At 40.5% G+C, this 12431-nt stretch carries 7 protein-coding genes; all 7 read right to left on the reverse strand.

Features of this window, described 5'->3' with window-relative positions; translation table 11 throughout:
* Positions 1–128: 128 nt before the first annotated feature.
* The 7 genes from AB4160_RS07405 to prc all read right to left on the reverse strand — a co-directional run bounded on the left by AB4160_RS07405 (position 129) and on the right by prc (position 12427).
* Positions 129–2483, reverse strand: a complete 2355-nt coding sequence (locus AB4160_RS07405) for an RND family transporter (protein WP_102437815.1) — start codon at positions 2481–2483, stop codon at positions 129–131.
* Positions 2484–2547: 64 nt separating this feature from the next.
* Positions 2548–3558: a YCF48-related protein gene (locus AB4160_RS07410; RefSeq protein ID WP_102437817.1), complete on the reverse strand. Its 1011-nt coding sequence runs from the start codon at positions 3556–3558 to the stop codon at positions 2548–2550.
* Between the two features lie 50 nt (positions 3559–3608).
* The gene (locus AB4160_RS07415; RefSeq protein WP_102477260.1) at positions 3609–4973 is read right to left on the reverse strand and encodes a DUF1329 domain-containing protein; all 1365 of its coding nucleotides are present in this window, start codon (positions 4971–4973) and stop codon (positions 3609–3611) included.
* 13 nt (positions 4974–4986) lie between these two features.
* Positions 4987–7047, reverse strand: coding sequence for a DUF1302 domain-containing protein (locus tag AB4160_RS07420; protein ID WP_372004096.1), 2061 nt, complete (start codon positions 7045–7047; stop codon positions 4987–4989).
* Positions 7048–7360: 313 nt separating this feature from the next.
* Positions 7361–7576, reverse strand: a complete 216-nt coding sequence (locus tag AB4160_RS07425) for a DUF2835 family protein (protein WP_372004098.1) — start codon at positions 7574–7576, stop codon at positions 7361–7363.
* A gap of 78 nt (positions 7577–7654) precedes the next feature.
* Complete coding sequence (gene pepN / locus AB4160_RS07430; protein ID WP_372004100.1) at positions 7655–10219, reverse strand: aminopeptidase N; 2565 nt, start codon at positions 10217–10219, stop codon at positions 7655–7657.
* 93 nt (positions 10220–10312) lie between these two features.
* Complete coding sequence (gene prc, locus AB4160_RS07435) at positions 10313–12427, reverse strand: carboxy terminal-processing peptidase (RefSeq protein WP_372004102.1); 2115 nt, start codon at positions 12425–12427, stop codon at positions 10313–10315.
* Between the last annotated feature and the right edge of the window lie 4 nt (positions 12428–12431).

Consider the following 12431-nt stretch of genomic DNA (forward strand, 5'->3'; position numbering starts at 1 on the left):
TAGATCCTCTAAAACCCTTGTTAATTCAAGAATTATAGTCACTAATTGACCAATCAAGCGTTTAGATAGACTAACTATGCAAAAAAAAAAAGGAGCTAAGCTCCTCTTTAATTTATAAACCCTTTAACTTACTTGGGTTTGCGCCAGAAAACGGCTGATAATGCGGGCAAAATAATTATCGCTCCCAACATATTCACTAAAAACATGAATGTTAATAAAATTCCCATATCCATTTGGAATTTCAGTGCAGAAAAGAACCAAGTACTCACACCGATGGCTAAAGTAAGCCCGGTAAAAATAACCGCACTGCCTCGCTCAATTAACGCTTCAAAATAGGCTTGCTGCACCGCCATGCCATTGTTGAGTTTACCTGCCATAGTCGAGAGAATATAAATACCATAATCAACACCAATACCAACACCTAATGCAATCACCGGTAAAGTGCTCACCGCAAGGCCGATATCAAGCCAAGTCATTAATGCTTGTGCTAATGTCGACACCACATATAACGGCACAATCACTGCTACCGTCGCTTTAAGTGATTTGAAGCTAATTAAACATAGGATAAATACAGCGCCATAAACATAAATCATCATAGGTAGCTGCGCTTCACTAACAGCTTCGTTAGTCGCAGCCATGACACCAACAGGGCCAGAAGCCAGTTTAAATTGTAATGTTTCGGTATTGAGCTTTTCAGCTACATCTTTGACTTTAGCAATCACCACTTCAATGGTTTCAGCCTTATGATCTTTCAAAAATAAGAAAATAGGCATCACCGAACAGTTGCCGTTTAATAAACCTGAAGTCGTTGGTACTCGTCCTACCGCTTGCACTAAACTTGCTGTGGTTCTTGGCAATATTTGCCACTTAGGGTTACCTTCGTTAAAGCCGGCATTAACCTGCTTAGCCACTGACGCTAAACTGGCTGTTGATTCAACTCCCGGGGTATTGGCCACCATCCATTCGAATTGATCGATCTCAGCTAATATGGAATGATAGGTACAGGCTTCAGGGGTTGCTTCAACAATCACCGTCATATAATCAGTGGTAATTGAATAATTATCAGTAATATAAAAAGTATCTTGGTTGTATCTTGAATCAAGATGCAATGCCGGCGCACCGCCTTGAAGGTCACCTATTTTCATATTACTGGCTTGTTGCAAGCCAAAAGCATATAACAGTGCAGTACAAATCAGCACAATGACAGCATATTTAGGAGTGGCAAATTTAGATAAGCTACGCCAAATCCCTTCAATTTTATCTTTTTGCGCTTTATTCTCTTGAACCGGTTTGATGTTGGTGTAAGAAATAACCAGTGGCAATAAAATTAAATTGGTCAAAATAATAACAGCAACACCTAATGATGCCGATATCGCTAACTCTCTAATAATACCGATATCGATTGCAAGTAAGGTTAAAAAGCCAACGGTGTCTGATAATAATGCAATACCGCCTGGTACTAATAAACTACGAAACGCGGATGCAGCTGCAGCTTTAGTGGCTTGTCCATCACCAACACGGCGCCTAACCGCATTAATCATTTGTACCCCATGGCTTACGCCAATTGCAAACACCAAAAATGGTACAAGAATTGACATTGGATCTAAACCAAAACCTACTACTGTTAACAACCCAAGTTGCCACACCACCGCAATTAAGCTGCATACTAAAGGCAAAATCGTCAGCATTAATGACTTAGAAAATAAATAAACCATCACAGCTGTGATTGCGATAGCAATCAAGAAAAACAGCAGCACGCCCTTAGCGCCTTCAGCTACATCACCAGCCATTTTAGCAAAACCAATAATATGGATTTTGATGGTATCGGTTTCATATTTAGCGCGTAATTCATTTTCAAGTTGCTGAGCAAATTGAATCGTATTTAACGGCTTAAAAGTAACATCCTTTTCAGCGCCTTCAGATGCGGCCATTTCTTCATCTGTTTTTGCTACAAACTCCATTAACTGCGCCGTTAACATAGCTGATGAATAATCATTGGACACTAAGCGGCCAACAATACCGGCTTTTTCGATATTGTCTCTGACAGTATTTAAGCCATATTCATCATTACGAAAGTCAGCAGGAATAACCGGCCCACCAGCAAAACCATCTTCAACGACTTCGGTAAATCGAGTCGAAGGTGAATACAATGACTTAACTTGAGAGCGTTCAACCCCAGGAATGAAAAAGAGTTGATCATGTACATTTTTGAGGGTTTCAAAATACTCTGGGTTAAAAATATTGCCGCTGGTATCTTCCACTGCCACCATGATCCTATTCGCACCACCAAAATCTTTTTGATGCTTGGTATAGGTTTTCATGTATTCATGATTTAATGGAATATTCTTACTAAAAGCGGCATCCATTTTTAATTGGCTAGCTTGGTAACCTAGAAAGAAGGTAATTAATATAAATGAAAATATTACCCACATCCTGTGTCTAAAGAGGTAACTTTCAAATCCATTGACCAGTTTTTCTAACATCTTATCGGCCCTATTATTGTTGTTTTAATTTTAGTTATCATTTTGTGATGGCTATTTGTTATGGCTACTTAAGTTGGAATAAGCCTTTAGTACCTGCAAACCAAAGTTCCCCTTGATTATCACTGGCTACAGCAACAATGTTTTCACCTTGTCTGCGAGCTATGACTTTGGCCTCAAGCTTATTATTGAGCTCAATGATCATGCCAGCGTTACCAACTAAGTAAATTGAACCATCTGTGTTGATATAAGCGTTATGTATCGTTGACTTAACCGGTAATTTAATTTCACTCCATTGTGAAAATTGTTTATCGGTAACAAAAACATGACCACGAAGCCCCATCAAAAAGATATTTTTATCCGTTTCAATGGCATTAAACATTGAACCGTCATAAATAAAATCATGTGCAGTAAAGGTTTTACCATTATCAATTGATGTGGCGACTAACCCCAGTTCGCCAACCATTAATAAACTATTGTCAGCTAATTGAATAACACGGTTAAAATGCGGTAGTAACGCTGCGCGTTCAGATAAATACAGTGCTTCATCTTCAGCTTTTAAATCCGCTAAATAACCAATATCTTCTTCGAATAATAACTCTTCATGGAATTCTTCTTGCCAGTTTTGACCGCCATCCTCGGTGCGATAAAACAAGCCATATGCCCCAACCGCTATACCGTTTTTATCATCAAAAAATAAAATATCTAATAACGGCTTTTCAATTTCAAATGACTGAAATTGTAAGGTCCAAGTTAAACCACCGTCTTGGGTATGAATGATGGTTGCATCATGACCCACGGCCCAGCCTTGCATCTCATCGAGGAAAAATACTTTGGTTAAGTGCGCGATAACAGGCGTAGTCACTTGTTGCCATTGTTGTTGTTTGACTAAAACATGGCCACGTTCACCAACAGCAACTAGCTTATCGCCAGCGTTAGCAATATCTAACACTAAAGATGATTGAGCAAGGGGTTGGAGTTGAACGCTGAGCGGATCAAATTGAACATTTGCTGATGCAACACCGAAAAAGCAGCTAACACTGATTACGGCAACATTGCGAAGTGTGCGAAACGACATACAAACTTCCTTAAGAATAGCTGGGGCGCATGATGCGCCCCATAAAGGTCTTAGCGAATACCTGCGCGACGAAGCGCATCAGGTGTGAAATTAGCTTCAGAAAGCTTGGCATCAAAATTATACATGCGGCCTTCGTTATCTAATCCCATTGCTAAGTAGCGACGAGATTGTAAATCGTGGAAAATTTCTAACGTACTCCAATGAGTCGGAACTTCATAGTAGTTGATAGAATGTGCTGTACCCACACGATAAAGCTCATCACGGTTATCATACATATCGGTTAACGATACTTGCCATGAATCTTCATCAATATAGAAAACACGGGTTTTATAGATATGACGCATACCGTCTTTAAGAGTTGCTTTTACTTCCCAAACACGGTGTTTTTCCCAACGAGCATACTCAGGATTGATATGACCAGGTTTTAGGATTTGATCATATTCAAGTGCATCAGAATGAAGTTTGTAATCATTGTAAGGGATATAAACTTCTTTCTTACCAACGAGTTCCCAGTTATAACGTACTGGAGAGCCGTTGAACATGTCAAAATCATCTGTGGTTCTTAAACCATCTGAAACAGTACCCGGCGTATCAAAAGCAACGTTTGGCGCTTTACGAACACGGCGTTGGCCAGTGTTATAAGTCCATGCTTGACGAGGTAATGCTTCTTGATCCATGGTTTCTTTAACTAACAATGCAGTACCAGCAAGACGTGCTGGCTGACGAACAACTTGTTTAAAGAAGAACAAGGTATTAGTTTCAGCGAGTTTATCTAGCGTGATCTCTGGACGGCTATATTCAAAACGGATCTCTTCAGCGGTTTCGATCAAGGTGTAAGAGCCACTTTTTGTTGGTGAAGCTTGGCTACGATAAGTTTCCACATCAACACCGCGATAACGCAAGATATGGTTCCAAATCACCTCTAAACCAGTTGATGGAATAGGAAATGGTACACCAATAGATGCCCCACTCACGCCATTACCATTTGAAACTAATTCAGCGTTTAACGCATTCGCTTTAGTGGCTTCGTAAACATACTGAGGAACAGACGCAGTACGACGAGTCTCATAGACATTCATTTTGTAGGTATCTGGATAAAGCTCAAATAACTTCACCTGACCCGGTGTTAAAAACTCAGCATATTGTGCTTTGTTAGCATTGGTAATAGTAAATAACACTTTATCGTTTGGAAAAGGGTCTGGATGATGCATGCCCTTCTCATACCCAGCTGGTGCTGATGTAATCCCCTTATCCCATGCAGGGATAGAGCCATCAGCATTAGCTGCCATAACTGCCCCTAAAGGGGTTAATTCAGTACCTAATTTTGCAGCTTCGGCTTCTGATACTTTCGCCATCGCTACTGGTGCAGTCAGCGATAACATGACAGCAGCCGATAATATCGTCAGTTTCTTCATTATTATTATCCTTTTAGATCGAATACTTGACGTTGAAAGAGACATAATCTCTGTCAGTCATTGCATTAGTTGTGCCTACGCCACCAAAGAAGCTGTTATAGGACACATCTGCCCCCCAGCGACTGCGATAGTCAAAGTTTAGACCAACAGCCACAGACTTACGCCCTTCAGTAAATAAGAACATTGGATCTGGTGTAATACCGTCAACATCGTGAGAGAAAATCACCCGCGGTGACATATTCACACCGGCAAAGACATTGTTAAAGTCAGCCTTAGCAACTAAACGATATCCCCAAGCAAAATCAGTAGGGAACGGATTAGTTTCAGGACCATCATGCAGTGCTTCGATAATGCCTGGCATATCAGGATTGCCACCAGAACGAGCTGTTCCTGGGCCATTTAAACGTAGCTCATCAAATCCTGGCATGTCATGGATCCACACGCCGCCAACTTCAGCAAGCATCACTAAATTATCCGTTCCCCAAGTAGGGCCAAATAAATGGGTTAGCGTAAACTGTGCTTGAGTTGTATCTGACAAGATAAAACCATCAATTGTTTCACCAGCTTCGACACCACTAATTTGGGATACACCATCTAATTCTGGAGCTATTCCGCCATTAGCTAATTGCTGTGGCATACCCGCAAATAACAATTCAACATCATCGATTTGTAAAGGTTCATCAATACGATGTGATACTTCACCGGCAACAGAGGTATCGCCCACTAAAGTATTAAAACTTGCGCCGTATAATTGAATATCTTCTGGATAGACAATCTGAGCCTTAGTAAATGTATCCATGCTTAATAGCAATTCACGGTCGATATCACCGCCACTTGCTAATAACTTATTGAAATCCCCACCTATAGCAGCTTGTGAGAAATCTGACGCTGTACCACTGATAATTGGGCGACGGCTATGGTAGTTCATGTAATACAAACCAAATTCAGTCTCACCGAAATTAGGCGCGTAATAACCTAGTTTGATACCATATTGGCCGTCATCAGCAGGCTCTGCTTCATCTTGGAGCAGCGCCACTTTAGTCGCGTAAGGTACCATGTAGGCTGCCATTGCTTGAAGCTGCTCAGGATCTGTGACTTGAGATGCCGCACTATATAATGCTGCATACTCAGACATTAAGAATTCAAGATTAATATCAGGGTTAGCGTTAAAACCTAACTGTGCATTTTGGCTATAACCGCCAAAACCAGCAAAATCGTTAGTGGCAAAGTTTGAACCTGGGGTTGGCACCCAAATTGGTTCCCAATCATATTGGTAATAAGCTTCAATGTTTAAATTTTCACTCAGACCTAATGAAGCCCACACCATTCCTTGTGGACGGAATGCTTCTTTTAGCTCAGCTCCTGGAGCATTGAGGATGTTTAAATCGACAGCGTTAATCACACCAATACCATGAGGTATTAAGGTGCTTTCCCCCCATGAAACAACTTGGTTACCCACACGCACTGATAATGGGTTTTTGCCATCATTTAAATCGAAATTACCGTATACAAAAGCATCTAATAAGCGAATGTCTTTACATTGCACTTCTGATGCGCGGCTATCTTCACACGGATCAAATTCTTTGCCAGTTAGCGGGTCATTAAAGTCATAATCACCATCGCTGATTTTAGTATCGTAGAAGTACATACCACGAACAAACAAACCGAAATTTTTATACTCTAGTGACAGTTCATGTAACCCTTTGAAACGTTCAGAGGTGGTATCACCCTTTGAATAAAGTAGGTTACTCAAATCGTTGTTACTTGAGTACGACCCTGCTTGATCCCAAATTTGGGCTTTAGAATAGATAGGTGTTTGGCCGAAAGGGGCACCAAATGCAGAATAGCCAGACCAATCCATTTGTGGTTGGTTGACTTTACCGATCTGCCCTTCCCAATCTCTATCAGACACACGCCAGCTAGCTCCGACAGTCCAAGTAGAATCGAAAGTACCGCGTACTTCTCCCCAATCAAATGAAACAGCATTAACGCTACTGCTCATCCCCAAAGTTAATGCCGACACCACCCCCAAAGCGAGTGCCGACTTGTTAAAGCGTCTTTTAACAATATTCATTTTGCTTCTCTCCGTAACCTGCCGGATTCGTTGTTATAGGATTTAAACCAACATTTTGTTAGCCTACAGGCAACACCATTGTTACAGCAATTAACATGATTCGGCAAGTTCAAAAAAAAGAAAATTTATGAATGAATTGGTGCAGTTAGATGATTTTATGGGTAAAAAAAGTCAGACTGATTTGAATTGAATGGCTTAAATATATGAGCCGTGAGTAATCTTTAAATGTAATTGTTAACTTTCAATAAGTTAGAGGTGATAATTCCAGCTAATTTAACACTCTCTAATCAATCGACCGTTTTAAGTAAATACTCTAAATCTTGTTTAGTGAAATGAAATTACCTGAAGTATCGAGGCGTAAAATGAAACAGCCATGAATGCCTGCAGCAGTCACAAATGGTCTAAAATATTTACCATTGATGTGTAATACGTTGCCATTACGGTCTCGAACTTCAACGTTTTTCACTGCACCTTGGTAAAAAGGCAGAAAATCATTGAAACTCACATAGATTGAAAAATTAAATTCCATCGTAACGTTATAAAACCTTATAAAAAAGCCCACAATAATTAATTAAATCCTTGTGGGCGTTAATTGTTAAAATGATAGTTAAGCTTGCTCTAACGCCTTTTCAACTTTCTCGAATAAATCTTTAGATAAATTCGGTAATGCTTTCAATCGCAGTAACGATGCTTTCATTAGTTGCTGACGGTTTTCGTCAAACTTGCTGAATTGAATAAGCGGAGTGATCATTCTTGCCGCTATTTGTGGGTTTAACTCGTTAAGCTTGATCAGTACATCAGTTAGATACTGGTAACCTTTACCTGCTGCATCATGGAATTGATAGGTGTTTGCCGCTACGAAAAATCCAATTAATGAGCGTACGCGATTAGGGTTATTGAAACTAAAACTTTCATGCTCAGTGAGCCCTTTAATAACCTCCAACACATCTGCGGTATTTTGCGAGGCTTGTAAGCTAAACCACTTATCCATCACTAGCGGCGTTTTTAGCCACTTTTGCTCAAAATCTTGCATTAATGACTGCTGACAAGTCAACTGGCCCGAGACTGCCGCTTTTAATGCGCCTAAGCTATCTGTCATATTTGAAGCTTGCTGATATTGGTTAATCACCAAGTCTTCATATTCAGAAGACACTTTAGACAACAAACTTAAGCAAATATTCTTAAATGCACGACTTGCTGCATTATCTTCATTAATCAAGCTACGATAGCGCGTTACCAGCTCGTCTAAACAAGACTCTGCGATTTCATTAACCACAAACTCTCTTGCAGCCGCCAAGGCATCTAAGTTCACTGTCTCTACTTGTTCAATTAATGCTGCAGCACTTGGGAATGCCAAAATCTCAGCCACTAGCGCTTTATCGATGCTTTCATCGAGGATAATTCCTCTAACAGCTTCAATGACTCTGGCATCTAAATGCATCGTTTCTTTCGCTTCAAGACTGGCGACGTTTTGCCACACGGCTTGGCTAAATAACCCAACAGATGCTTCCCAGCGAGCCACTTCGCTTGATGCGTAGCGCGTTAAGTGCACTAACTGATCAACATTAAATTGATAATCAAGTCTTACTGGCGCTGAAAAGTCTTGTAATAATGATGGAATTGGCGATGACGCAATATTGTCAAACACAAAGGTTTCCTGTGCTTGTTTTACATCTAACACGGTATTAGCAACTGACTGACCTTGAGTATCGAGTAGCTCAATGCTGAACGGGATATGTAATACCTCCCCTGCAACACCGTTAGACATCACAGATTGTGCAACAGTCAGTGAATATTGCTTAGTCGCAGCATTATAGTGATCTGTTACTTTAAGCACCGGAGTGCCTGCTTGCCTATACCAGCGTCTAAATTGAGACAAATCGATTCCGCTTGCTGTTTCCATCGCGTTGACAAAGTCATCGCAGGTTACAGCTTGACCATCATGACGCTCAAAATAACACTTCATTCCTAGCTGGAATTTAGCTTCACCTAAAATGGTGTGCATCATGCGAATGACTTCTGCGCCTTTGTTATAAACGGTCACGGTATAGAAGTTATTCATTTCAATGACAGATTCAGGGCGAATAGGATGTGACATAGGTCCAGCATCTTCGGCAAACTGTTGATTTTTCATGACACGAATAGCTTGAATGCGGTTAACAGCGCGAGAACCTAAATCGGAACTAAATTCTTGATCTCTAAATACCGTGAGCCCTTCTTTAAGGCTTAATTGGAACCAATCACGACAAGTCACTCGGTTACCTGTCCAGTTATGGAAATACTCATGCCCAACAACGGATTCAATGCCATGATAGTCTTCATCTGTCGCGCTGGCGGTATCTGCTAATACATACTTGGTATTAAATACATTGAGGCCTTTATTTTCCATTGCACCCATGTTGAAAAAATCTACCGCGACTATCATGTAGATATCTAAGTCATACTCTAAATCAAAACGCGACTCATCCCATGCCATCGACTTTTGCAATGACACCATGGCGTGATTGGCTTTATGTAAATTACCCTTATCCACAAATACTTGTAGCTTTACTTCTCTTCCACTACGGGTGATAAATTTATCTTCTAATAAATCAAAATCGCCTGCAACTAACGCAAATAAGTAGCTCGGTTTTGGGAAAGGATCTTGCCAACGAACAAAGTGGCGACTTTCATCAGCACAAGTGCCCTGCTCGACTAAATTACCATTACTCAATAAAAACGGAAACGCTGCTTTATCTGCTTCGATTCTGACGCTATAAATGGCTAAAACATCGGGGCGATCAAGGAAATAAGTAATTCGTCTAAAGCCTTCTGCTTCACACTGAGTGCAATAAGCGCCATCGGACATATACAAACCTTCTAGGCTTGAGTTAGCTTCAGGATCTTGTTTAGTAACAACCGTTAATTCAAAGTCTGTTAGCTCTGTGTCAATGATAAGCTGGTTATTTTCTGTTTTATAGTTAGCTTTGTGGCCATTAATTAACACTGAGGTTAACTGAATTTGTTCACCAACTAAATGCAGCGCTTCTTTGTGCTCGCCAACTCTTTGGATTTTACTCTTTGCAACGACCTGAGTTTCTGCACCATTTAAATCAAAATCTAGCGCTATATGGCTAATGGTAAATAAAGGTGATTTATAATCTTTAAGATGTTTTGCTTGTGCTTGAGTCATAGGTAATCCTTGAATAACACTGCTCTTGTTAGAGCTAAAATTCACTTAATAAAAAACGCGCTTAGAGCGCGTTTTTTTGGCACGAAATAAAGTTTACTTCAGTGCGAGTTTCTTTGCATCAACCATATCTAAGGTGATTAATGCTGTTTCGTCTAAGAAAGCATCTGGCACAACTAACTCGTCTTCAGTTTCTTCGTCAGCCTCATTTGCTTGTGCCACTTCAGTTGCCTCAATGCTAGTATCTGCACCGTCTTCGATTTCTTCATCGTCATCTAAAGAGGCTAATGGTTCTAAACCATTTTTAACACGGCGTTCATTGGTTCTATCAAGTAAGCGCTTATCATCATCTTCACGTGAAGCGATTCGCTCACTTTCAACTAATGAAATGGTTTTATCATCGTGGTGCTTCTTAAACTCAGCGATATCTTCAAAGATATAGCCAAACTCAACATCTGCTTTAATACGCTGCTGATGCTTTTCGTCAAGCTTAGTCACTAACTCTGGTTTGATATTGCCTAACGTGCCGTATTGCGCGACAGGAACCTTGTCCCATGGCAGTGCATTCTTTTCTTCAGATTCACCGTATTCACCCGGCTCTAATGCACTTGGGAACATAATATCGGGTGTAACACCTTTAAGCTGGGTACTGCCACCATTAATGCGATAAAACTTAGCAATGGTGTATTGCACATGACCAATAGGTTTTTCGTACATATCATAAATTCTGCCAAGGCTCTTGTGCTGCTGCACAGTACCTTTACCAAAACTGGCTTCACCTACAATTAAGGCTCTATCGTAATCTTGCAATGCCGCTGCAAAAATTTCAGACGCTGATGCACTATAACGATCAACCATGACAGTTAATGGGCCATCATATGCGCTCTTGCCATCATTATCGCGGTTTTGAGTAACACGGCCATTTGCATCGCGAATTTGAACCACTGGGCCCATATCAATAAACAAACCCGTTAATAATGTGGCTTCAGTTAACGCTCCGCCGCCGTTACGACGTAAATCAATGATAACGCCTTCAACGTTTTGTTCTTTTAATTTAGCCAGTTCTTTTTCTACATCAACAGATAAGTTCATGTAAAAGCCTGGGATTTGAATGACACCGACTTTACGGTTGGCGTATTCACCTTCAGTTGGCTCAACGACTTTTGACGTTGCAGCGCGATCTTCTAGTCGAATTTTATCGCGGATAATGGTCACTTCAAATGCTTTTGCATTGGCGCCACCTTTTTTAGGTAAAATTTGTAAGTTAACTTCACTGCCTTTTGGGCCTTTAATTAACTCTACAACATCATCTAAACGCCAACCGATAACATCGACTATCTCACCGTCTTTTTGGCCTACACCAATAATTTTATCTTCAGGTGATAATTTTTCACTGGTAGCAGCGGGGCCACCAGCAACTAAACTTTTAATTACTGTGTAATCATCATCCATTTGTAAAACTGCACCAATACCTTCAAGGCTCAGGTTCATTTCCATTTGGAAACGTTCTGCATTACGAGGAGACAAGTAACTGGTATGAGGTTCTACAGTACGCGCAAAGGCATTCATCACACCTTGGAATACATCCTCGCTTTGTGTTTGACTTAAACGTTTAATGGCATTGTTATAACGCTTACCTAATACTTCAGCGGTTTCTTTCCAATCTTTACCGGCAAGTTTTAGGTTAAGTGCGTCATATTTAACTCGCTGACGCCATAACTCATTTAATTCAGCTTCATCTTTTGGCCAAGCAGCTTCTTCACGATCGAATTCGTAAGCGTCACCAGCTTCGGTAAAGTCGAATTCTTTATCAAGTAAAGTAAGTGCATAAGTAAAACGTTCATAACGACGTTTTTGTACTAGGGAGTACATATCAAAGGCAGGTGAGATATTGCCAGATTTGACCATATCATCAAACAGATGTTGATACTGTTTAAAAGTATCAACATCAGCTTGAGTCAGAACATTGCGACGAAAATCAAGTTGTTGCAAATATCTGTCGTAAATCAACTCAGAAAAAGCATCATCAAGGTTAAAGCGATGATAATGAGAACGAGTAAATAAATTCGTTACCCTTTTACTCGCAACCTTATGTTGAGGCTCTTGCTCAAGTTTAGGTAACTCGTTGATTTGAATCGTTGGTGAAATTGCCCAAGCCGAAAAACCGACAAATAAAGTGGCAATCGACGCAGCCAAAGTGAGTTTTCGCATCAAC

Source organism: Shewanella sp. 10N.286.51.B8, assembly GCF_041469325.1.
In the GTDB taxonomy this organism is placed as follows: domain Bacteria; phylum Pseudomonadota; class Gammaproteobacteria; order Enterobacterales; family Shewanellaceae; genus Shewanella.